Source organism: Bifidobacterium sp. W8104, assembly GCF_016100735.1.
Classification (GTDB): Bacteria; Actinomycetota; Actinomycetes; order Actinomycetales; family Bifidobacteriaceae; genus Bombiscardovia; species Bombiscardovia choladohabitans.
Genome location: NZ_JACFRW010000001.1, coordinates 1,200,480 through 1,224,082, shown reverse-complemented (window position 1 = coordinate 1,224,082; position 23,603 = coordinate 1,200,480). Strand labels below are relative to the sequence as shown.

The 23,603-nt window shown below is 59.7% G+C and carries 16 protein-coding genes, 1 tRNA gene and 1 pseudogene; 13 read left to right on the top strand and 5 right to left on the bottom strand.

Annotation, left to right across the window (positions count from 1 at the left end):
• Positions 1-91 precede the first annotated feature (91 nt).
• A tRNA-Met gene (locus tag H3U89_RS04610) sits at positions 92-168 on the top strand.
• Positions 169-341: 173 nt separating this feature from the next.
• On the opposite strand, the gene H3U89_RS04605 is transcribed toward H3U89_RS04610, so the two are convergent.
• Together H3U89_RS04605 and H3U89_RS04600 are read right to left on the bottom strand one after the other, a co-directional pair.
• Positions 342-1,868, bottom strand: coding sequence for a DUF2130 domain-containing protein (locus H3U89_RS04605; protein ID WP_198178323.1), 1,527 nt, complete (start codon positions 1,866-1,868; stop codon positions 342-344).
• A 123-nt stretch (positions 1,869-1,991) separates the two neighbouring features.
• Positions 1,992-2,390, bottom strand: coding sequence for a hypothetical protein (locus H3U89_RS04600; RefSeq protein ID WP_198178324.1), 399 nt, complete (start codon positions 2,388-2,390; stop codon positions 1,992-1,994).
• A 594-nt stretch (positions 2,391-2,984) separates the two neighbouring features.
• Here H3U89_RS04600 and H3U89_RS04595 point away from each other — a divergent pair.
• The 3 genes and pseudogenes from H3U89_RS04595 (at position 2,985) to H3U89_RS08370 (ending at position 4,844) form a co-directional block, all read left to right on the top strand.
• A complete protein-coding gene (locus H3U89_RS04595; RefSeq protein ID WP_198178325.1) occupies positions 2,985-3,512 on the top strand; it encodes a hypothetical protein in 528 nt (175 codons plus the stop codon).
• 423 nt (positions 3,513-3,935) lie between these two features.
• Positions 3,936-4,413 (top strand): annotated as a pseudogene (locus H3U89_RS08375) (aldo/keto reductase).
• On the top strand, positions 4,320-4,844 hold the full coding sequence (locus H3U89_RS08370; RefSeq protein ID WP_232345523.1) for an aldo/keto reductase: 525 nt from the start codon (positions 4,320-4,322) through the stop codon (positions 4,842-4,844). The pseudogene H3U89_RS08375 and the gene H3U89_RS08370 overlap by 94 nt, the downstream one beginning before the upstream one ends.
• 444 nt (positions 4,845-5,288) lie before the next feature.
• On the opposite strand, the gene H3U89_RS04585 is transcribed toward H3U89_RS08370, so the two are convergent.
• Positions 5,289-6,293: a LacI family DNA-binding transcriptional regulator gene (locus H3U89_RS04585; RefSeq protein ID WP_198178326.1), complete on the bottom strand. Its 1,005-nt coding sequence runs from the start codon at positions 6,291-6,293 to the stop codon at positions 5,289-5,291.
• Between the two features lie 187 nt (positions 6,294-6,480).
• Here H3U89_RS04585 and H3U89_RS04580 point away from each other — a divergent pair, with 187 nt between their 5' ends.
• On the top strand, positions 6,481-10,206 hold the full coding sequence (locus H3U89_RS04580; protein ID WP_198178327.1) for a glycosyl hydrolase 115 family protein: 3,726 nt from the start codon (positions 6,481-6,483) through the stop codon (positions 10,204-10,206).
• Positions 10,207-10,257: 51 nt separating this feature from the next.
• Here H3U89_RS04580 and H3U89_RS04575 read toward each other — a convergent pair whose 3' ends face one another.
• On the bottom strand, positions 10,258-14,163 hold the full coding sequence (locus H3U89_RS04575; protein WP_198178328.1) for an LPXTG cell wall anchor domain-containing protein: 3,906 nt from the start codon (positions 14,161-14,163) through the stop codon (positions 10,258-10,260).
• Between the two features lie 157 nt (positions 14,164-14,320).
• Between H3U89_RS04575 and H3U89_RS04570 the strand changes: the two genes are divergently transcribed.
• The 4 genes from H3U89_RS04570 to H3U89_RS04555 all read left to right on the top strand — a co-directional run bounded on the left by H3U89_RS04570 (position 14,321) and on the right by H3U89_RS04555 (position 16,887).
• Positions 14,321-14,812 carry an inorganic diphosphatase gene (locus H3U89_RS04570; protein ID WP_015022497.1) on the top strand — a complete coding sequence of 164 codons (492 nt, stop codon included), beginning with the start codon at positions 14,321-14,323 and terminating at the stop codon, positions 14,810-14,812.
• Positions 14,813-14,962: 150 nt separating this feature from the next.
• Positions 14,963-15,409: a DUF3290 family protein gene (locus H3U89_RS04565; protein ID WP_198178329.1), complete on the top strand. Its 447-nt coding sequence runs from the start codon at positions 14,963-14,965 to the stop codon at positions 15,407-15,409.
• Positions 15,410-15,412: 3 nt separating this feature from the next.
• Complete coding sequence (locus tag H3U89_RS04560) at positions 15,413-16,057, top strand: DUF421 domain-containing protein (RefSeq protein ID WP_198177229.1); 645 nt, start codon at positions 15,413-15,415, stop codon at positions 16,055-16,057.
• Positions 16,058-16,323: 266 nt separating this feature from the next.
• A complete protein-coding gene (locus H3U89_RS04555; RefSeq protein ID WP_198178330.1) occupies positions 16,324-16,887 on the top strand; it encodes a manganese efflux pump MntP in 564 nt (187 codons plus the stop codon).
• Position 16,888: 1 nt separating this feature from the next.
• Here H3U89_RS04555 and H3U89_RS04550 read toward each other — a convergent pair whose 3' ends face one another.
• Complete coding sequence (locus tag H3U89_RS04550) at positions 16,889-17,551, bottom strand: hypothetical protein (RefSeq protein ID WP_198178331.1); 663 nt, start codon at positions 17,549-17,551, stop codon at positions 16,889-16,891.
• A gap of 163 nt (positions 17,552-17,714) precedes the next feature.
• Here H3U89_RS04550 and H3U89_RS04545 point away from each other — a divergent pair, with 163 nt between their 5' ends.
• The 4 genes from H3U89_RS04545 to valS all read left to right on the top strand — a co-directional run bounded on the left by H3U89_RS04545 (position 17,715) and on the right by valS (position 23,592).
• Positions 17,715-18,554: a winged helix-turn-helix transcriptional regulator gene (locus H3U89_RS04545; protein ID WP_198178332.1), complete on the top strand. Its 840-nt coding sequence runs from the start codon at positions 17,715-17,717 to the stop codon at positions 18,552-18,554.
• A gap of 61 nt (positions 18,555-18,615) precedes the next feature.
• A complete protein-coding gene (nth, locus tag H3U89_RS04540; protein ID WP_198179379.1) occupies positions 18,616-19,263 on the top strand; it encodes an endonuclease III in 648 nt (215 codons plus the stop codon).
• A gap of 10 nt (positions 19,264-19,273) precedes the next feature.
• Complete coding sequence (locus H3U89_RS04535; protein ID WP_198178333.1) at positions 19,274-20,806, top strand: ABC transporter substrate-binding protein; 1,533 nt, start codon at positions 19,274-19,276, stop codon at positions 20,804-20,806.
• A 44-nt stretch (positions 20,807-20,850) separates the two neighbouring features.
• Positions 20,851-23,592, top strand: coding sequence for a valine--tRNA ligase (gene valS / locus H3U89_RS04530; RefSeq protein ID WP_198178334.1), 2,742 nt, complete (start codon positions 20,851-20,853; stop codon positions 23,590-23,592).
• Positions 23,593-23,603 lie beyond the last annotated feature (11 nt).

Here is a 23,603-nt window from a genome sequence, read left to right as displayed (position 1 = left end):
CCATTATGGCCCAGCGCAGGCATGCCCACACACGGACTTGACAAGTGCGCCGGAATCCGTAACATAGATAACTGCTGTGTTGAACAGCCGACGCGGGGTGGAGCAGTTCGGTAGCTCGCTGGGCTCATAACCCAGAGGTCTCAGGTTCAAATCCTGACCCCGCTACCAATAAGGCTCGGAATCGTTTGGATTCCGAGCCTTTGTTTTTTCTATCCCAGCGTACTTGCAGCAAAACAGCACGCTGGTCCACGACGCAGTCAGATATGGATGGACCGCCCGACTACAAAATTGAAGAAAGCCGTCTACATCCATCCCTTCACATGACTGCAACGTTCACGGTCTCAGGATTCTATCGCCTTTGACTTCTTTACTTCGTCGAACTTGGCTTTCATGGTCTCATTGTTTCTGGTCAGTCTTCGTATGGTCACGTCCTGCGCCTTGTTGTTGGCCAAACGAAGCTGGTTCTCGGAGCCCAGCAGGGCATCCTTGATCTTGTTCAGGTGGTTGATGGATTTGTCGATCTCCTCCACTGCGGTCTTGAACTTCTTCGAAGCGATATCATAATTGCGGCCAAAAGCGCTCTTGAAAGACTCCAACTCGTCCTCAAAATGCGTTATATCGATGTTCTGTGCCTTCACCTCTTCAAGTTCGTTCTTGTATTGCAAAGAGTTCTTGGCGGCATCACGAAGCAGGGTGATTATCGGTATGAAGAACTGCGGACGGACGACATACATTTTCGGGTAGCGATAGGAGACATCCACGATACCCGTGTTGTACAGGTCACTGTCAGGCTCCAGCAGAGAGACCATGATGGCGTACTCGCAGCCCTTCTCCCGCCTGTCCTTGTCGAGCTCCTTGAAAAAGTCCTCGTTCTTGTGCTTGGTGGAGGTGGTGTCCATCTCATTCTTCATCTCGAACATGATGGACACGATCTCCGTGCCGGAATCATCCTTGTCGCGGAAGATGAAGTCGCCCTTGCTGCCCGTCCGCGCATCGTTGTCTTTCTCGAAGTAGGCATTGGGGAAGGCCGTGGACCGCAGTTTATTGAATTCAATCTGGCAATGCTGCTCAAGCGTCTCCCCCACCATCTTGGTGGACAGCTTCGCCTTCAGATCACGCAGCCGCTCAATCTGCTCGTCACGATCCTGGATCTGGACCTCGTAACGCTCCTTGAGGGACTTGGCCTCGACCTTGCTCTGCAGCTCAGCCTTGTCCAGGTTGCTCTTCAACTCTGCTATCTCGGAATCCTTGTCCGCGACGACCGCCTGCAGCTGCGATTTCAGCTGCTCCTTGGAGAGCTTCTCCTCCGACTCCTTCTCGAGCTGCAGCCTCTCAAGCCTGCCCTTGAAATCATCCCTCTCCTTCTCCACCGGACCCAGAGCCTGGGCAAGCTCCTGCTTCTTCTGCAACTCAAAAGCATCAAGCTGATTCTGCAATTTGACTATCTCGGCCTCTTTGTCCGCAGCCGCCTTTTGCAGCTCGCTTTTGGAATTGGCCTCTGCCAGATCGAGCGCTTGTTGCTTCTCCGACTCGGCCTTATCCAGTTTGGCGCTCAGATCGTCTTTCTCCTTCTCGACCTTCCGCAAGGCTTCTGAAACAGCCAATTCCTTTGCAGCCTGCTCAGATTCCAGCTTTGCCTGCAGCTCCTGTATCTGGGCATCCTTGGCGCTTTTGGTCTTCTGCAAGGTTTGCTCGGCCTGCGCCTTGTCCAGTTCGCGGATCTTGCTATTCTCACGTTCAGTCTGCTCAAGCCGTTCATGAAGCTGCCTGTCAAAATCCTTATCACGAACCTGCTTCAGGATATCGGCATATCCGGCCTCGTCAATGGTGAATGCGGTTCCGCATTTGGGACAAATAATCTCGGGCATATGCAACCCTTTCTTTCCGAACCTATGTCGAAAACTACCCTTGCTCTACGCAATCTGCACTGAAAGCCGAGTACCTCCGACACGACACTTAATGAAAACTATATTTGATTTACATCAATGCCATTACAAGGATTCAATAATCATGGGCCAGGTGATGACCTTGCGGATTGCGCCGCAGGCCCGGCGATAGTCTCCCGCCTGCCTCGCAGCCTCAAAAGCAGCTTCTACGATCGACTCTTCAATACCGACCGCCTCGGCAATCCACAGCAACAATGCAGCATTCTCCAATTTGTTATAGCATTTTTTTGCACTACTATTCGGCCTCTGCCGGAAATAAGCGCCTGATCCATGCGTTGCATTATCTGCAAACCACTGCACCATATGCTGTTTTTCCGTCCTTGCATGACTATCCGGCGAATTGCCCACCTCTTGGAGATACTTATCGCTATACGGGTAATGCGAGCGCTTGAAACGCAACAAATGCGAAAAAGTACCACAGCTCATATCGTTTCCACTTGCCACGTGAGCCTTCCTCATTAAAGGTTAACTTCAACTTTTACGTTAATTGTATCAGCGGGGAATAATGGCATGCGCAGTTGGCAATTAGTCCGAAGGCATTGCTCAGGCCACATCTATGAGACTGGGAGATGGGTTTGTGTTTACTACCCGATTTCCAACCGGGTGCGTTTGGGTCCCCGGCATTTTCACCAGTGTCACCATAAAACACCATGCAAAGGAAAATACTCTGGGTCCACTTGCCGTGGCTCTTGTAGGTGTCTGGTCGATACAGTACCCTCAGCTCGCACATTGCATTGCGCCTACAAACTCATCCTGAAAAGAGCAGCATATGCTTTCGCGAGTCTGGCATGCTGGACCATCTACATAGGTAGAGCTTTAGGAGTTTTCTTCGCTCTAGCCTTTTTGATATTGACTGATCGCGTGACTGCTGAGCTGATCTTTAATTTCGAAGCGGTTTTTCCTATAAAATTACTTCTTAATAGAAGCTATGTATATAATTGAATTTGCAGGGTTGCACCATCACGACGATTCATAGTGATGCTACAAAAGCACTCGAATGAATGCAGTAAATCATAATGGTAAAGAAGGGGCAAAGCGATGCAACTACTCTCCGTCGATGCACAAGTGGAAATAAATGTGCCACCCATTAATCAGCCTTATACAAAGCCGTCGCTTGCTATCGATTTCATGACTGAAAACAAAGAGGCCGACAAGTTAATTACGAATGAATCACCACTTTATGATTCTGGTATGTGTGATGTAGCTTGGCGAATACATGGTCCTGCTAAAAACGAGACATGCTTTGCACTGTTTCCAGGAAAGGACAATGCAGCCCGTTTCTCTATTTCCAATAATCCTGATGCTTCTAAAACCAGCTATTTCATCAGTCAATCTCTTCCTCAATTGAATACAATCGCAGAAAGCAGAGTGCACTTATTCTCTTATTACGTCTGTCCTAAAAATCATCATACCTATTGGTTATACCGTGGAATTTATACCCTAGCGGAGGAATTCAAATCCGCTTTGCCCATTGACCAGAGTACTTCCTCGCTTAATGGGACTAAGCTGTCCATAAGCGGGAACATTCCTGTATATCTGTCTTTATGGTCAAGTGCGATTGAATGATGCAGCAATTACTGAAACACTATAAAAGTTAAACGATGTACTTCCATTACTCTTCTTAACGTGCATTTTGAAAAGCTCGCTTTGACTTTAATGGAAGTACATTAGCATGCTTGCACGGTCGATATCGATAACGCACAAACATTGTAATTTTCAAATTGAACTGGCTCGGAGCACACCAAAGTAGGCTTCAGCGTTCATCAAGCATAGATCATCTTCCGTTCAGTGAACTAAACACTACATCTATCTTATAAATAGACTTCCACCGACTTGAACTTGCTAGCATGCTTGCATCCGCAGCAAGGAAGGCCAAGGGGGTTCGAATGCAATACACAAAACTGGGCGAAACGGGCATCAACATATCGAAAGTCTGCGTGGGGTGCATGAGTTTCGGCAAACCAGGCACCATGCACGACTGGACATTGGATGAGGAAGGGACTGACGCGGTCGTTGCGCACGCACTGGATCTGGGGCATCACCTTCTTCGATACAGCCAACGGCTACTCCGCCGGGACCAGTGAGGACTATCTGGGAAAGGCGCTTAGGAGGCATACGGGCCGCGACCAGGTGGTCATCGCCTCCAAGGTCTATTTCAAATGAGGGGCGACTTTCATCCAAGGCCATCCATCGGGAGATTGATGGGACGCTCAAACGGCTGGGCACCGACTACCTGGACCTCTACATCATCCACAGGTTCGACTATGAAACGCCCATCGAGGAGACCATGGAAGCGCTGAACAATCTGGTCCAGGCTGGCAAGGGGCGAGCGCTGGGCGCCTCGGCCATGTACGCCAGCCAGTTTCAGAGGATATGCAGACAGTCGCCCAAGACAACGGCTGGGCCCCTTACAGCGCCATGGAGAACCATTACAACCTGCTCTACCGGGAGGACGAGAAGAATCTGATACCTTTCTGCAAACAGACGAACGTCTCGCTCATGCCCTACAGCCCTCTGGCCGCCGGACATCTGACACGGCCCACCTGGACCGCCGACAAACTGCGCAACGCCACTGACAAGGTTTCGCGCGGCAAGTACGACAGGGCCGAAGACAACGACCTGGCCATCATTGACCGCGTGCAAAAAGTGGCAGAGCAGCATGGCGTACCTATGGCCCAGGCAGCCATCGCCTGGCAGTGGGCCAAAGGCGTTGCTTCACCGATCATCGGTGCCACAAAGGCCCGGCATCTTGACGATGCGGCGGCTGCCCTGGATTTGGAACTCACACCCGAAGAAATCGCCTCCATGGAGGAGCCCTACCTGCCACATGAGACCGTGGGAGCCTTATACAGCAATCCGCCCCAGGGCGTGGTATTGCTAGACGCAGAGGAGAATTGATTCCGCCAACCTCCCTCCGCGTCCGGACTTCTGCGGTAGACGCTCAAAGGTCGACTTCCCCAGTCGCGCGGAAATCAGACGCAGTGCAGAACAGAAAGCAGTGAGGCCAAGCATGAGGTGGACATCCCATCAAGGGTCCGATCTCGCAGGAAACGCGATCAGCCGGAATCTAAGCCCAATGCGACTCTGAGCGGTGTGAGGTCATGGTATGTCCTTTCTTCACCGAGCGGGATACGAGACACCGAAGGAATCAATTTCGATCACATTGGAAACCAGACTAGACGACCTGCGACCTTAACTTCTTGCGGCAACTCCAGCATTGGCCATTATCGGAAGATAAAAGTTCGTTGAGTAAAAAGTTTCTGTACATTAAAGGGCTCAAGATTCACTTGTGCCAGTGAAATCGCGATTGTATGACCTTCTGAAATCTGCCGGCGAACGGCCTTACAAGGGCATTCTGGTAGAGGCGCGCTGGACCAGTGTGCCCTTGACGCATTCGATACCTTGGTGACCTCGGCCGTCCAGCATATCAGCCAGGCAGCTGGCTGCCCTGGTGCCGATGGCCTTCAGATTCAAGTCGACGCTGGTCAGCGGGGGACGCGAGTTGCCGACAATGACCTGCCGATTGTCAACCCCGACCACCGATACCCTATCCGGCACGGAAACATGCCGGTCATGCAGAATATCCAGGCACCCCCGGGCTATCTCGTCGTTGCCGCAAGCCACCCCATCGAAGTCGATGCCCTCATCCAGCAAGCCAACCATGGTACGACGTCCGGTCTCCTCGTTCCAGCCCCCATACCGAACGGTACGCACGGCAACCAACCCCCGACTATCCAGTTCAACCATCTCCCCCTTGAGCCGTCTGACCGAGGACTGGAAGGCCGGATCGCCGGCGATCAACACGATTCTTTTGGACCCACCCTCGACCAGATGCCGGACCATCAACCGCCCGACATCCTCGTTGTCGGTGACGACCGAGCAGTCATAGGGATCCAGGGACGCCTGGTTGGCATAGACAACCGGCACCGGACAGCTGGTCAGTGCCGGCCGCGGATCGGTACGCCATCCGACCATCAGCAGACCTTTGACGCCATAGGCCAGCAGATTGTCAATATGGTGCTGTTCAAGAGCCGGATCCCTGCCGGCGTTGCAGAGAAAAACAGGAATGGACTCGACCCCGAAGTAGCTTTCCGCGCCGATCAGGATGGGCATGGAGAATTGGCCGTCCAGGTCCGAAGTGACCAGGCCCACCGACTTGGGCAGGCTGGGAGGCTGGGACTGCTTCTGACGCTCGTTGAGCGAGAAGGAGAGCTCCGCGGCAGCCTTGAACACCTTGGCCCTTGTCGGACCGCTGACCTGTGCGCTGTTGCGCAGCGCCTTGGAGGCCGTGGACACCGCAACCCCCGCCTTGGCGGCAACGTCGGCCAGCGTCACTTTCTTGCTCATCGGATCGCCTCCCGGCTCTGCTGGACTCTAAGCGTCTCCAACCATGGTAATGGAATGAAGCGGTCATCAGGCTCTCACAGTCGTATTTTTTCTCTTTGAAAATTTTCCTAATCCGGTGTTAGCCTATGGGTGTCCGAACACGGGCGGCAGAGCATCCGCCTGATCAGTGGACAGTGGGAGCGCCACCATGGTCACCTTGTTTCATCCCCAGCCCGGAACCATCCCAGTGACCGCCGGGTCGGGCGCAGTTCTGTCCGCTTCAGGGGTCCGGCCTAACTGGCTGCTGGATCATGGGGAGGATTCGGCCGTGCAAATTGCGGCAGGCAATCTGATGAGGGATTTCGCAACCGTGACGGGCCGGACCCAGAGGTCGGCCAATCAGATCGATGAGGGCAGCCCGACCATCTGCCTGGGCACTCTGCGCTATTCCAGCTGGATCGATTCGGCTGTCTGCTCCAACAAGCTTGATCTGACCCCACTCAAGGACCCCCAAGGAGAGTATCGCTGGGAAGGCTTCACCTTGCAGGTCGTCGACGGCACCCTCTATGTCGTCGGGGCCGACCGGCGCGGAACCATCTACGGAATCTACGCCCTCAGCCGGGCCATCGGCATCTCACCCTTGCACTGGTGGGGGAATGTGCCGCCCCGCCGCCATGAGCGGATATGCCTGCCCAGCGACCTGCGCGTCTTCGACTGGCCTTCGGTCCGATACCGGGGCTTCTTCATCAACGACGAGGAAGAGCTGGACGACTGGGCTCGCCTGCACACACCGGACGGAACCATCGGACCAGCAACCTACGAAAAAGTCTTCGATCTGATCCTGAGGCTGGGTGGCAACTATCTGTGGCCGGCCATGCACGTCAACGCCTTCAACGCCGACCCGCGCAACGGCAGACTTGCCCAGAGCATGGGGGTGGTCATCGGGAGCAGCCACTGCGACATGCTCCTTCGGAGCAACCAGCATGAGTGGGACCCCTGGGTAGCCTCCCAGGGCAGGCATGTGGACTATGACTATTCGCTGCCAGGAGGCAACCGGGATATGATTCGGCGCTACTGGTCGCAGAGCGTGGACATGAACCGGAACTACGAGGTCACCTGGACCCTGGGCATGCGCGGTATACACGACACGGGCCTGACCACGCGCGCCATCGACGAGAATCCGAACCTGGACCAGGAGGGCCGCCTGCGAGCGCGGGTCGATCTGCTCGGTCGGATCATTCATGACCAGAGGGACATCCTGCGTGAGCACCTGGGCCGATCACCACAAGAGGTCCCACAGCTCTTCATTCCTTACAAGGAAGTACTGCCCCTCTACGACGCAGGCCTGGACCTGCCCGAAGATGTGACGATCATGTGGGTCAACGACAACTACGGGTATATGCGCCGCTTCCCTAATCAGGACGAACAGGCACGCAGCGGAGGCAATGGAGTCTACTACCACAGCTCCTACTGGGCGCCGCCGAGGACCAGTTACCGGTGCACTTCATCCACTCCCCTGGCTCTGATGAACGACCAGCTGGGCAAGTGCTGGGATCGGGGCATCCGCCGGGTATGGGTGGATAATCTGGGAGCCATCAAACGCCTGGAGTTGGAGGGATCCTACTTCCTCCATCTGGCCTGGAATGCTGACGAGGATCACCGCAGTCTGTCGGCCCGGGACTTCGTGGCCGCCTGGTTCGACCAGACCTTCGATGACAATCGCGGCTCTGAGGCTGCCGACCTGTGTATGAGCTACTACCGAATCAATAATCAGAGCAAAATCGAACACCTGCACGAGGACTCCTTTACCCAGACAGGCTACGACGACGAGGCCGGCGGCCGCCTGGCAGCATTACGGGAACTGGCTGAGCGCTCGCACAGTCTTGGCAAGAGCATGAAGCCGGAGTTTCGCGAAGCCTACCGATCTTTGGTGGATCTGAAGATCGCCATGGTCTACTACGTAAACGCCCAGTTCTACCATGCGGACCGCAGCCGTCTTGAGGCCTCCCGGGGCGCCTTGCCGGCCGCCGACAGGCAGATGAGGATCTCCCATCTCTTCCAGGGGATGATCCGGGCTCTGCTCCATTGGTACAACAAGGAACTTGCCCAGGGCTGCTGGGATGGCATCCTCACTCCAAACAGGTTCCCTCCCCCCACGCTGCCTCAGTACCCGGCTTGCAGACCGGTCAAGGTCCAACCGAACCGGGGGCTGATCCTGACGCCACAAGGAGCACAGGAGGGTGCCATGGTCCCCGGCGATAACGATCACGTCAAGCTGGTCTTTGATCCCTATGGCATCACCGACCGTTGGATTGACTTGGACCTCATGGGCAGCCCTGCCCAGGAAGTGTACCTCAGCGCCGATCAGGACTGGATCCGTCTGCCAGAGGAGCGGCGAATCGTCGGGGACGAGTGGCGAATCCATGTACGGGTCGATAACGCCTCAACCCATGCGGGTCGTCAGGGCACGCTAACCATCATCACCTGTCCCTGCAACCCGGAGACAACCGAAAAAGCCTGGTCGGCCCCAATCAGAGTCGATGTTCTGGTAGGTGAGAATCCCGGCCTCAAACAAGAATTCACTGGCTACGTCGAGGCGGACGGCCACATAAGCATGGACCCTTCACGCGGACGCGTCAACCACGACCTCACGGAGGCCACTACTTGGCTGGCGACCCAAGACCTGGGGCGTTTCGGCCCGGACCTGATGCAGACCCGGGGATGGAGCGACCCGGAATCAGGAAGCGGGGCTTGTCTGAGTCTGGACTTCTGGCTGAAGACCCCCGGCCGCCATCGTCTGGAGGCCCACCGGCTGCCTACCCTGAACTCACGTGGGCGAATCCGACTGCGTGTCAGCCTTGATGGCACCCGGGGCGAAATCCTGGAATCGCCCACCACTGACGAGTTCCGTGGCGATTGGCAGGAGACCATCGTATACAACGCCGAGCAACTGACCATGATCCTGCCCTATTTGAAGGCAGGACCCCACCGGCTGCAGCTGATCGCCGTGGACGACTCCTTCGGCATCGACAAAATCGTGATCAACACCGGTCGCGAACGGACCAGCCGGTTGGGACCGGCCTTCAGTACCTGGGTGGCGGACGGCCGGCCCTCCCAACAGGCTGATAATGGGAGCTCTCACTCATCTGACATGGACAGGGCTCAGACCGGCAATCAGATTACGGACCATCAGCCAACGCCCACGGCCGAGACCTTGGACCGCCCCCTGCGGAATCTGGCTATTGGAGACTACGGAATTGATCCGGACCACGCTCCGAACGAACCTGTACCCTACTTCGACCAGGACTACTGGCTGCACGGCGGTTTGTATACCCGGCCGAAGCTGGTCTGGCCTGCCGGACATCAGCATGAGCAGAAGCTCAGCCAGAACAAGGACACCAACAAGACTCCAGAGCGCATCTACCTTGAGGCCCCCGACTGCCTGAGACAGGACGAAAACGCCTGGCTGTCACAGGATGGGCCACAAAACGGCAAGCCTTGGAAGGGCTGCTGGGTTCCCACCGACGCCCCAACTCACAGGGGCCGGGGCCTGGCCATGCGGGCCGAACCAAGACAACAGCTCTGGCCCGATGCCGGTCGAGCTCCCGGCATGAACCTGTCCTTCCAGGTTGGCAGGCCAGGCAATTACCGGATCTGGCTGCTGGCCCAGTTCGCCTCCGACCTGGAGGACTCCTGCCATGTGATCTTGGACGGCGACCCGTTGGCCCCGGACGATCTGTTCCCCCAAGGAGGGAGACTGATGACCTTTGCCACCGAGCATGTCTGGGGATGGTCGGAAGTGACCGCCGTCCAGCTGACCGGCGGTCGGCACGTCCTGACCTTGGAGCCGGAACGGGCCGGCATGCGCATCGCCCGTGTCTACCTGGCCTGTGATGGATCACGGCCACCTTTGGATGAGCAGTGGCCCCGTTAGAAAGACCACAGACCGGGGGACACGCATGGGCTGGACGCCTGAGATCGGCGGTCACTGCCGCCTCCCATGACCCTTAGACACCCGCCTGACCAAGCCCGAGAGAAGCGATCCGGTCCCGACCGCCACTGCAACGATGGCCAGCGGAAGAGCCACTGCTGCACCGGTTTTGGGCAGTGCTTCCCCAAGGGCGTTCCAATCGTCGCTATTGGAACGGACGGCCCGATCCGAGCACAGCAGATGACCTTCGACCATCACGCCCCGAGAATCAGGCTGTAGAGAAGCCTTGCCGGCATCTTCCCTTTCAGGAAGGGACGCCTCAGCTTCTACAGGACAGGGCACAAGAGGACTGCCGATCACCCTGGCCCTGTCGGTGTGCCGACCTGATATGCCCGTCACCCTAGCATGCACGTCCACTGACTGGCCAGGACGGAGCATAAGGGTCGACCAATTATCCGGATAGCGGATCCCGGTCACCCGCCCCTGCCCCACGACTGTCTGATCCTCAAGATGAAGCTGTCGGGCAGGGAAGACTGCTCCGGTTCCATCGCTGGGATCACGAGGAGAATCATTGGTGATTCGGAAGACAATGGGGACATCGTCATGAGTCCGGAGAGCCTGTTCCGGCTGATCCCGATCACCCTTGGGCATACCGCCGACCCGATCAAACTTCTCGATATGCAAAGCCGGCGTCATATCGGGCGTACTGGTCCAGACCGTGTTGGAGCCCAGGGTCTTGTCCTGATAGAACTCAGTGAATCGGTTCTCATGACGTTCCACGTTCTTAAGCCGCCTGCATTGCAGGTAGGCCCTCCAACCGACCGGGCGGTCGCCTGAAGCGCTGACCAAGGCCAGATACCGCGATGTAGCCTCCACTTTGACAAGACCTGCAGGGTCTGCAGTCATAGTAAACAAAGGACCGCCATGGACATCTGCGGTCATATCTGAACCAGCCATAATCTGTCCATGATGAATCAGGATGCGCCCACTCTCGTAAAGGTCCTGGGTTGCGTAGACGGCCCAATGGCCGGTGAACCGATCCACCGCTGGGTTCAGCCGATCCTCAATCCGCCAGGTCGTTACCTGCGGATAGGCACGTCCGGCCGGCAGCAGACTGGAGTCCAGACGGTAGAGGAAGAGTCGGTCACGGTAGATGCTGCCACCATGAGCGCTTCCTCCACCCACTGCGACTACCACATCCTTGGCGGGATTGAGCTGCTTGACCGGATTGGCGACCACGTTGGTCGCTTTATGCAGGTCGTTGACAATCTGGGTCGCCTGATTGCGAACCACGTGACCGGTTTCCGCACGGATGACCGTGTATGGCAGGACCAGATCGTAAGTGCGCCCCAGCAGCCCTTGGTCAATCGCAGGCTCTCTAAGGGGATTATGACCTCGGGCAGCAGCATAGGCAGCCAGATCGGCTGGCTGGGGATTCCCTTTGAGGGTCACGCCGGTGGCCGGAACATAGGTATCAACGGTTTTGGCGAAGACCAGGACTGTACCGTTTTTTACCTGAATGTTGAAGGCCTTGGTGTAATCACGGCCATCGGAACCCAGAACCTCGATGCCCTTGGGATCGATATCCAGGTGACGAGCGTCGTAGGCATCCGTCATGCCCAACCGCCAGACCGGATAGGCGGTGTCTTTTCGGCGGGCGTCCAGACTGATCCGATAGACACCACGGTCGCCCACAAAAAGCACCTTGCCATCGATGCTGATGCCTGGATCATGCGTGCTGACATCGCTCTTTGAAGGATGGAAGTCAGCCGGCGGATTGCTCACCTGGTTGGAGGGAGTCAGCGAGTTGTTCAGCGTCAGCACCCACTGATTGCCCACACGATGATCCGTCGGGGCCTTGGGGTCAACCCTGCCCTCGAAGCGCAGACGGATTCTGGGGTTGCCCCCGGCCCGCCACCGGCCGATACGGGCGGGGTCGGTAATGGTCACCCGCAGGCTATGGTCCTTGTCCTTCCAATTTGTGACGTATCCGGTCTTGGCGATGACATCTCCGCTCTGCAGGTCAGTCACCTCAAGGGTCTGTTTGTCGGGCAAAAACCAGCGGTCATAGACATCCGTCAGGATGATTGATTCGACAGGATAGGCCAGCTTGTCGGGCAGGCTGGGCTGGGTATCCAGCTGATACTCCAACCGTTGACCAGGGAAGACCACCTTGCCATCAACACTGGCCTGCTGACCGCCCTGGCCGGCCTCCGAGATGACATCCTTGCGCACCGGAGGCAGGTATCCGCAGATGCCTGGCTTGTTGGTCCGTACACTCTGCGTGTTGACCGTTTGGGAGCCCGAATTGGTCAGGGCCTCGCCCTGGTTGCCATGGCCGTCAGGCGCTTTGCAGAAGGTCAGCTCCTGGTCGGGTGTTCCGCCCAGATCCTTGCGAACCTTGGCCGCACCACCGCCGTTGGCAAATCGGACCGTGAAGGGAACCAGCATGGTGACCTGCACAGGGTCCTCCATCCCCTTGAGGCCGTTCAGCCACCCGCTCTTGGCCTGGGCCCGCGCCCGAGTGCCTGTCACGCTGATCTCGAAACGGTCGGTCACATCCCTGCCCTTGGTCACGATGTCTCCGACGCTGCTGCGGCGATAGTGCCCGTCTGCATCCGCCTTGGCCCTGGCCGTGAAGATACGAATGGCCCGAGCCCCATCCTGATCAACCAAATAGTCGGCGGCGCTCCAGTCGTCGGTCAGGGCGAAAACCTTAGGGGCCTCAATCAGATGGGCTTCGACAGTAGCGTTGACCACCGACCCCACCTGGTCGCCGTCCAAAAAGGCATGTCCATCAGCACCAGTCCCGTTACTCCACTGGGGGTCTATTACGCTCTTCCACGCCCCCGTGGCAGTGTCTCGTAGAATCCAGGATTTGTCCGGCCTGGGCTTCCAGGTGGGTGTACGGCGCTCAGGGGTCGACTGGTCAACCTCATGGGCGCCGCCTTTCCAATGGACTTTCCCCTGGTCCAAGATAACCCCGGTCTCCGGCCGGTCGACAGTCACATCCAGCTGCCATGCCCAGCGGTGTTCCTCCGGCAGGGTCCCGCCCTTCCAGGTCGCTGTGGCCCGGTCACCAGGCGGCCTGGTCCCTTCGGCGGTGTTGAAAACGAATTGGTCGGTCAGGTCTTCGCCGCTGGTCTGGTCTCTGACATGCTGACCACTGACACGGTACTGCTTGCCCTGAGGGTTGAAGACATCGGTAAAGGTCAGTTCGCGACCGCCCCGACCGGTTCCAGTGACGATATGGGTGCGATTGGTCATCCCATCCGCGCTGGTGCCCCGATCCACTTGCTTATCGGGTGGATCCGGCGGCAGATCGGCCGGCTTGGGCTCGTAGTCGTTGAGCATGATCACCACCAGGGAGATGCCCTTCTCGTTGCCCGCATACTCGTCAGCGAATTTGTCCAGATTGTCGTTGGACTGATCCCAGAAGGAGTCGCTGGTCCGATAGGTCACCCCACGGTTGCTGAAGGTGCTGTTGGCCACCTGGCTGCGCCAGTTATCCATCCAAAGCTTGTGGATAGCCACGGAGATTCCATCAAAGATACGCCGGGACCCACGGTAGCCGGCAACCACGCCCACGCCGGTCACCCGGCAGTGGCCCTGTCCGGATTGGTCGGCATGGGCCTCGTTAAAGCGCGCCTGACAGTTGCCGTTGGCCTCATCCAGAGCCTGCCGCTTGACCCGGGCCGTAGTGGCATTGCCTCCGTCCACCACCCCCATCTGGGAGAACGCCCTGTCTACGCTGCCTATCTCATAGCCACCAAAAGCCCCCTGGTCATCATCCTTGTAGGCCCAACCCTGCCAGAGCCGGACCTTTTGGCCGCCGGAGGGCACTGGTCTGCCACCGGCATGACCTGATCCTCCGCCAGCCATGGCCGGGGCCGCCGGACCGGCAAGGGTCGCCAGGGCAGCCAGAGCCGCCAAGAGGCCGATCCATCTATGCTTGTTCATACTCGTCCTCACTCTTCACCCGCCCCATGCCTTGAGTATGAGCGGCCGCTGGGCATATAGGTGCGTGAGCGGGAGACTGTGGTCGAATGTGCCGCGGGACGGTTATGCTGTGTATGAGACATACCTATGCCGTCCAGACCGAAAAGGAGACAGGACAATGGCAGAGACATTCGACGTATTGGTCGAGATCCCCCGGGGCTCCCGCAACAAGTACGAGATGGACCACGACAGCGGCCATATCAGGCTGGACCGCACCCTCTTCACCTCCATGGGCTACCCCGATGACTACGGGTACATCGACGGCACCCTGGGCGAGGACGGGGATCCCTTGGATGCCCTGGTCATGATTCCCGACTCGGTCTTCCCGGGCTGCATCGTTGAATGCCGCGCCGTAGGCCTCTACCACATGGTCGACGAGGCCGGCGGGGATGACAAGGTCCTCTGCGTGCCCGCCGACGTCCGCTTTGACGCCATCAAGGACATCGACGATGTCTCCGATTTCCACAAGCAGGAGATCAAGCACTTCTTCGAGCAGTACAAGGCCCTGGAGCCGGGCAAGGAGGTCATGCCCGGCGACTACTGGACCAACGCCGAGGCTGCCGAGACCCAGATCAAGGCTGCACGCGAGCGCCTGGCCGCCCAGCACTGACCTCTCAAGGCCGCCCAGCGGTCTCAACCACCCCGGCAAGGGCCCAATCGAGCGCCCGAACCGGGGTTTTGCATGCCCAAATCCTCCCAAAACGCCTCCGGTCGTCTACGATTGCGAATTGCGGGTGCGCGCGCAAGGGCAGGAGCGGCTATGACTTTCTATACGTACCAATACCTCAAGGGCGGGCAGAGCAACTGGACCATGATCAGGATCATCGTGGTCGTCCTTCTGGCCCTGGCCTTCCTCTTCTTCCTATTCATGTACTCCCGCCATCGCTGGAACCATAAGTACAAGGATCTGTCCATCATCCTGGCCACCCTGCTCCTGCTGGCGGCGGCCATCCAGTACAGCGACTACACCAATCTGCGCACGGCCAGCCTGCAGAGCGGACAGCTGACCACGGTCATCGACAAGTCCGCCGCCAAGCTCAAGGTCGATCCTGAGAGGATCTGTATCAACGACACCTCGCGCAACAACGACATGATCATCAAGACCCCCAAGGGCTACTACACCCTGGTATTCAACAGCTCCGGCTCCGAGTTCCTGCTACAGCGGGCCGACCTGTACCACCCAGACATCACCGTGATCGGAGAGTGACCCATGGATATCAATTTCTACGTCAACGTTGCCCTGAAGCTGATCGTCGGGCTGCTCTTCATCACCCTGCTCATCAATGTGACAGGTAAGGGGAATCTGGCGCCCACCTCGCCCATGGACCAGCTGCAGAACTACGTCCTGGGCGGCATCATCGGCGGGGTCATCTATAGCGACAGCATCTCCATGGCCCAGTACATTGTCATCCTGCTGATATGGGCTGCGCTGATTCTCATCACCCGGTACGCCAAGACCCACATCCACGCGGTGGGCAAGTACATCGACGGCGAACCGGTCACCATCATCAAGAATGGCAAACTGCTGGTCCAGAACTGCCTCAAGGTCAACCTGACGGCCAAGGAGGTGGACTTCAAGCTGCGCACCAAGGGCATCAACGACATCCGCGACGTCAAGCGGGGCATCGTCGAGCAGAACGGCGGCCTGACCATCATCTCCGAGGGCGACAAGGACGTGCGCTATCCGGTGGTCATGGACGGGCGGGTCAATCCCGACGTTCTGGATACCATGGGACGGGACGAGGACTGGCTTGACGAGCAGCTGGCCAAGCAGGGCATCCACAAGGTCAGCGATGTGTACATGGCCCGCTTCCAGAACGGCGAGTTCTATGCCGTCACCTACCAGGACCAGTAACGCCATCCACTCAGCAGGGGCAGCCTGACTGTGACCGTGGCTCGTTGAAAGTCCAAATCCAGTCTCATGTCATGCTTGATTGTTCCAGCACTGACAGGTAGAATCCATGTCCATATTGTTATGGCGTAGCATGTGAACGGCATTCAACGAATTCAAAGCCGACTCCAATCGGCAGTTCCGCGCTCGACGCTCCCGAGGCGTAGGCGGGTTTGAGGAGACCTGGTCGAGGCCCATCCCACCGGGGATGAACCCTTTCAAGGAATGCCGTGTTCTTGAGATTGTTGTTTATCGCTTTAGGTGTATCTTCCGACGCTTTTGCCGTCTCCATCAGCAAGGGACTGTCCGTGGACCGACTGCGGGCCCGCCATCATTGGCTGGTCGGACTTTGGTTCGGCGGATTCCAGACGCTGCTGCCCCTGCTGGGCTACTTCGCCGCTTCCATGCTGCAGGACTCCCTGGCCGCCGTGGATCACTGGATTATCTTCGGTATCCTTTCAGCCATCGGGGTCAATATGATCCGCGAGGGCGTCTATGGCGAGGAAGGGGGAACGAACGGCGAGGAGAGCTTCTCCTGGCGGCAGATGCTTCCCGCAGCCATCGCCACCAGCATCGACTCATTCGGCGTGGGGGCAGGCATGGCCCTGCTGGGCATCAACATCTGGCTATCCGCACTGGTCATCGGTCTGGTGACGGCTGCGGCCTCCATTCTGGGGCTGCGCATCGGATACGCGGTCGGGTCCCGCTGGCGCAAGCCTGCCAGAATCGCCGGCGGCATCATTCTGACCGTCATGGGCATCCAGATCCTTCTGGACCACCTGATGAATGCCTGACTCAGAACGTCGTCTGCAAGACCATGGCGGCCAGAACCACGATGGATCCGGCCAGAAGAACCGACATCAGCGCCAGACCAACGGCCCCACGCCGATCAGCTGCCTCCTGGGCCCAGCGGTAACCCGAGGTCATGAGCCCGACCAGCAGCAGCAAGGCCACAAGCATCACCAGAATCGGCATCAGGTCGGGATGGAGGCCTCTGACCAGCTCCGGCAGAAAGACCCACCCCGAGGCGGCGACAGCGGTCACCCCGCCCATGGCGGTTGCAGAAATGCCACGGATGACCATCCGCCGGTCCCGACGCAGCATCTGCCGAACGAACATGAATACGGCCAGGAGGGCCAGCAGGAATGCCGCAGTCGACAGCGAGGCCCATAGGGCACCAGGCCCCTGCACGGCCAGGGTCGGCACCAGAGCTGCCAAGGCAAGCAGACCGAACACAGCCCGGTCTGGACCAGTTCGTATGCCCTGGCCGACCAGTGGCCAAGAGGCCAGCATGGCCAATGCCAGCGCCAGAACCAGAACGGCCTGCACCCCTCGAGCGACCCGGGGCTCGGCCAGCAAGCCCGTCGCCACTCCCGGCAGGATCAGGGCCGCCAGGGCCAGCAACTGCGTCAGGGCGGGCGCGTGCCCATCCCGGGGTTCTTTTACGGTCTGCGCCATGGGTCCTCCTGCCTGTCCCCGTCGGGGAGCCATACGTCACATCCTAGGGCAAGGCCATCCTGTGAACTCAGAGCCCCTGTGACGGGCCGATTGTACAATGATGACGACTGTTCAACGAATCCACCCCCGCTATGGACGAACGGACAGGGAAGAAGGTACCCCCGTGACGGATCTGACCTTGATGACCTGCGCCGAGGACCCGGCATCGGTTCTGCCAGCCTTGGCCCTGCTCTCCCATCGGGTGCGCGTCCTGCCCCTGGATGCCGCCTCCCTGGTAAGAATGCCCGAGGACACCGTGCTGCTGATTGACGCCAGCGACGACCTGGCCGAGGCCAAGACCCTCTGCAACCTGACCCGGGCCTCGGGCCTGTCCACGCCCATCATCCTTATTCTGAGCGAGGGCGGCTTCACTGTGGTCAATGCCAGCTGGGGCGTGGCCGACGTCATCATTCAGTCCGCGTCCCCGGCCGAGGTCGAGGCCCGACTGCGTCTGGTCTGCCAGCGCGTAACACCGACGCTCAAGCCTGATACCCAGCCGGAAGAGGTGGAAGATCAGGTACCTACCGGTCAGGTCCGCTCGGGTGATCTGGTCGTGGACACCGAGAGCTACACGGCCCGAATCCACGGCCGTCCCATCAACCTGGCCTACAAGGAGTTCGAGCTGCTCAAATACCTGGTCCAGCATCCAGGCAGGGTCTTCACCAGAGCCCAGCTCCTCCAGGAGGTCTGGGGCTATGACTACTACGGCGGCACCAGGACGGTGGATGTGCACGTGCGGCGGCTCAGGGCCAAGCTGGGCAGTGAGTACGAGCACCTGATCGGCACGGTCCGCAACGTGGGATACAGGTTCGACCCGCCCTCCTCGGCACGGATGACATCAGTGCCCAAACCGGAGCCGGATGCCGGGACCAACCCAGACCCAGCCGAGCAACAGAAGCAACAAAACAGCCAGCCCGAACAACCCCAGGATTCCAAGAAGAAGAAAACCGATCACAGTGACTGATGCATCATCGAATCGAAAGCGCCCCCAAGGCAGGGAAAGCAAGGCCCGGCGCCTGGCCCGCATGCACGAGGAGTACCGCATCCTCTGCCAGGTCTTTCCCGAGGCGGTCTGCGCCCTGCACTTCCGCAACCCCTTCGAACTGCTGGTGGCCACGGTCCTGAGCGCCCAGACCACCGACAAGCGGGTCAACTCGGTGACCCCCGAACTCTTCGAGCGCTACCCTGACCCCGCAACCATGGCCCAGGCCCAGCCTGCCGAACTGGAGGCCATCATCCACCCGGTGGGCTTCTACCATGCCAAGGCCCGCCACCTCTTGGGGCTCTCCCTGATGCTGACCGAAGACTACGGCGGCAAGGTCCCCCAGACCATGGAGGAGCTGACCAGTCTGCCCGGCGTGGGGCGCAAGACCGCCAACGTGGTCCTGGGCAATGCCTTCAACATCCCCGGATTCCCGGTGGACACCCACGTCACCCGGGTCACCGGCCGTCTGCGCTGGCGGACCGACTGGCGCAGCGCCCACCCTGATCCGGTGAAGATCGAGCATGAGATCTGCGACTGCTTCCCGCCCGAGGACTGGACCAATCTGTCGCATAGGCTGATTCTGCACGGCCGGGCCACCTGCCACGCCCGCAAGCCCGACTGCCTCCACTGCCCGTTGGCCGAAACATGCCCCAGCGCCGAGATCCTTGCCGGACCGTCCTCTCGGTAGAATCAAGACCATGGCACGCGGCAGATACAAACGAATCAGATCCGGAATCATCTTTTTCCTGGTACTGGCGGTCCTGACCGCGGGCACCTACATGGCCTGGCCGCTGGTGACGGGCCAAGGGGGCTGGCGGCTGCCCTGGGCCCAGGAGGGTTCAGGCCGAATGGTGCGCATCCGGGCCCGCCAGGCCCCCGTCTCCCTGGACATCCGCACCGAACCAGGACGCGCCACTGACCAGGCCCTGATGGGCAACGTCTACCAGACCCTGACCAGGCCCGACGCCAAAGGTCGGCCGACGCCCGGCCTGGCCCAGAACTGGGAGGTCTCCGCAAACGGCCTGCTCTACACCTTCCATCTGCGCGATGACGCCCGCTTCGCCGACGGACGCCGCCTGACCTCGGAGGATGCCCTCTGGTCCCTGCACCAGATCATCGACCACCAGTACCAGGGCCATCGGGACCTGGACGGACTGGCCAGGGTCACCAACCCCGATGATGCCACACTGGTGATCGGCCTGAAGAGCCCAAACGCCAGGCTGCTGACCGCCCTGAGCGGTCGGGCGGGCATAGTCTACGACCGCCAGGCCCGGGTCAACTATTCCACTCAATCAGCCGGTTCAGGCCCCTACCAGGTGGATGATTGGCAACCGGGCACAAGCCTGACCCTGACTGCCAACAAATCCTACCGAGGCCCGGACAAGCCCGCTATCGGCAAGGTGATCTTCACCTATACCGGCAGCCCGCAAGAGACCATCAAGGATCTGGACCAGGGACGCCTGGACGCTGTAGTGGACATGGATTCCGCCACCGCCGCGCAGGCCCACAGGACGCCGACCGCCACGCCCAGCACAGACAATGTGGTCCTGGCCTTCAACAACATAGCAACCAGCCCGCTGTCCGACCAGCATATGCGCGAGGCCGTCCGCTACGCCCTGGATCGAGAAGCCATTGCCAAACTGGAGGGAGGCGGAGCCAAGGCGCTGGGCGGACCACTCAACCAGCTGAGCCCCGGCTACGATCCCGACCTGCAGGCCTTCCCCTTCGACCGGGCCCAGGCGATTCATCGGTCCTCCTACTACCGCCCTTCCTTCTTTAAGAACGGTCTGCGTCTGGTCTATCCCCGCGAATTCGGCAGCCAGGTGGGCGAGCTGATGCGCACACAGCTCAAGGCAGCAGGCATCCCCACCCAGGTCTCCATGGTGGATCAGCCCACCTTCCGCGACCAGGTGCTCAACCGCCGCGACTACGACATGGCCCTGATGGTCATGGACAATGATGAAATCGACCGCTTCGCCGACCCCGACTCCACCATGCTCTTCGACAACGTCGATGTCCAGAACTCCTGGAAGCAGGTGACGGACTGCACCGACCAAAACACCTATGCCGAGCGACTGAAGGCCTTTGCCCGACAGGTCAGCGACCTCTCCCCCAGCGACTGGCTGTATCAGCGCACGCCCCTGGTCCTCACCGCCCCGCGCCTGAAGGGCATGCCCAGCTCTCTGTTGGACCGCTACCTGCCCCTGTGGAACCTGCGCATCCAAGGGTGAAAAGGCCGGCGCCCCTTGTCACTGTTCGTCCATAAAATGCTGGTATGTCTGCTGAACACCAAGGAATCGTCAATGCCCATCTGACCCCCCTGCCCGACAGGGTGGGCGTGGATGGCCTGGAGGAAAAGTGGTGCCGCGACTGGGATGAGTCCGGCGTCTACCGCTTCCGCAACACCCGCGAGCGCTCCGGCGTCTACTCCATCGACACCCCGCCGCCCACGGTTTCGGGGCATTTGCACGTCGGACACGTCTTCTCGTACACCCATACCGACGTGATCGCCCGGTTCAAGCGGATGCAGGGCTACGACGTCTTCTACCCCATGGGCTGGGACGACAACGGCCTGCCCACCGAGCGGCGGGTCCAGAACTATTACGGTGTCCGCGTGGACACCTCGCTCAAGTACGATCCGGACTTCAAACCCCCCTTCCATGGGACCAAGGGCAAGACGATCAGCGCCAAGGACCAGGTGCCCGTCTCCCGTCAGAATTTCATCGAACTGTGCGAGGAACTGACCGCCGAGGACGAGAAGCTCTTCGAGCAACTCTGGCGGTCGCTGGGCCTGTCGGTGGACTGGTCGCAGACCTACCACACCATCGGCGAGCATCCCCGCCGTGTGGCACAGAAGGCATTCCTGCGGAACCTGGCCAGGGGCGAGGCCTACCAGAAGGAGGCCCCCGGGCTCTGGGACGTGACCTTCCAGACCGCCGTGGCCCAGGCCGAGCTGGAGTCGCGCGAGTACGACGGCTTCTACCACAGGGTGGCCTTCCGATTCGCGGACGGCACGCCGATATACATCGAGACCACCAGGCCTGAGCTGCTGGCGGCCTGCGGCGCCCTGATCGCCCACCCGGATGACAAGCGCTACCAGAAGTATTTCGGGCAGAAGGTCTACTCCCCCCTGTTCAAGGTGGAGGTGCCCATCCTGGCCCATCCCGCCGCCGAGATGGACAAGGGCGCCGGCATCGCCATGTGCTGCACCTTCGGCGACGTGACCGACGTGCAGTGGTGGCGGGATCTGAATCTGCCCACCAGGTCCATCATCCAGCGCAACGGACGAATCGTCATGGACGTGCCGGACTGGATCACCGATGAGGGCGGACGGCGCATTTTCGAGCAGACCGAAGGCAAGACCACCTTCTCAGCCCGCAAGATCATCGTGGACGCCCTGCGCGAGTCCGGCGACCTGGACGGCGAGCCCAAGCCCACTAAGCGCATGACCAACTTCTACGAGAAGGGTGACAAGCCCCTGGAGATCGTCACCTCCCGCCAGTGGTACCTGCGCAACGGCGGCACCGACCAAAAACTGAACCAGGAGCTGCTGGAGCGCGGCAAGGAGCTCAACTTCCACCCGGACTTCATGCGGGTGCGCTACAACAACTGGGTCGAGGGCCTGAACGGCGACTGGCTGATCTCCCGGCAGCGCTTCTTCGGAGTCCCCTTCCCCCTCTGGTATCCGGTCAAGGAGAACGGCGAGACCGACTACGCCCATCCCATCACCCCGGCCGAGGACAGGCTCCCCATCGATCCCAGCACTGATGTGCCCGAGGGCTTCGAGGAATCCCAGCGCGACCATCCTGGCGGCTTCACGGCCGAGAAGGACATCATGGACACCTGGGCCACCAGTTCCCTGACCCCCCAGATCGTGACCCACTGGGCCGAGCCGGGCGAACAGGACCAGGCCCTCTTCAAGGCCACCTTCCCCATGGACCTGCGCCCCCAGGGCCAGGACATCATCCGCACCTGGCTCTTCAGCTCCATGGACCGCGCCCACCTGGAGAACGGCTGCCTGCCCTGGAGCGACACCACCCTGTCGGGGTGGATCCTGGATCCGGACCACAAGAAGATGAGCAAGTCCAAGGGCAATGTGGTGGTGCCGGACGAACCCATCAAGAAGTATGGCGCCGATGCCGTGCGCTACTGGGCGTCCTGCGCCCGGCTGGGCCTGGATGCCACCTACGATGAGGGGCAGATGAAGATCGGCCGCCGCCTGGCCGTCAAGCTCCTCAACGCCGTCAAGTTCGCCCTGGCCATCGGTCGGGAGGATGAGAACCATAAGGTCACCCGGTCAGCGGAGGCCACCTGGAACCCCGCTGACGTCACGGTCCCCCTGGATCGCGCGGTTCTGGCCGGCCTTGCCCAGGTGATCGACCAGGCCACCAGGGCCTTGGAATCCTACGAGCACTCCAAGGCCCTGGAGGTGACCGAATCCTTCTTCTGGGACTTTTGCGACAACTACATCGAGCTGGCCAAGAACCGGGCCTACGGGACCGCGGATGCCACCGGCAGGACCCCTGACGAGGCCCAGGTGCTGAGCGCCCGCACAACCCTGGGGCTGGTCCTGGATGCTCTGGATCGTCTCCTGGCACCCTTCCTGCCCTTCGCCACCGAAGAGGCCTGGCAGTGGATGCACCAGGGGGACGGATCGGTCCACCGCGCCTCCTGGCCGCGTCCGGAATCCTATCGGGCAGCTGCCCAGGGCCAGGATTCGGCTCTTTTGGCCTGGGCAGGCACGGCCTTGGCCTCCCTGCGGCGGATCAAGTCCGAGGCCAAGGTCTCCATGAAGACCCCCATCCTCTCAGCCTCCTTGAGCGTGGCGCCGGAGGGCCTGGAAGCCGTCAGGGCCGCCCTGGACGACATAGCCGAAGCGGGCAGGGTCACCGGAGATCTGGATCTGGTCGAGGAGACCGCTCAGTCCGAGGCGACGGGAGCCGGCGAGGATGAGGCGGGCATCCGTGTGACCACCAGCCAGCTGGGCGAGCCCCCCGCCAAGAAGCCTCGCAAGTAGGCTTCACAATT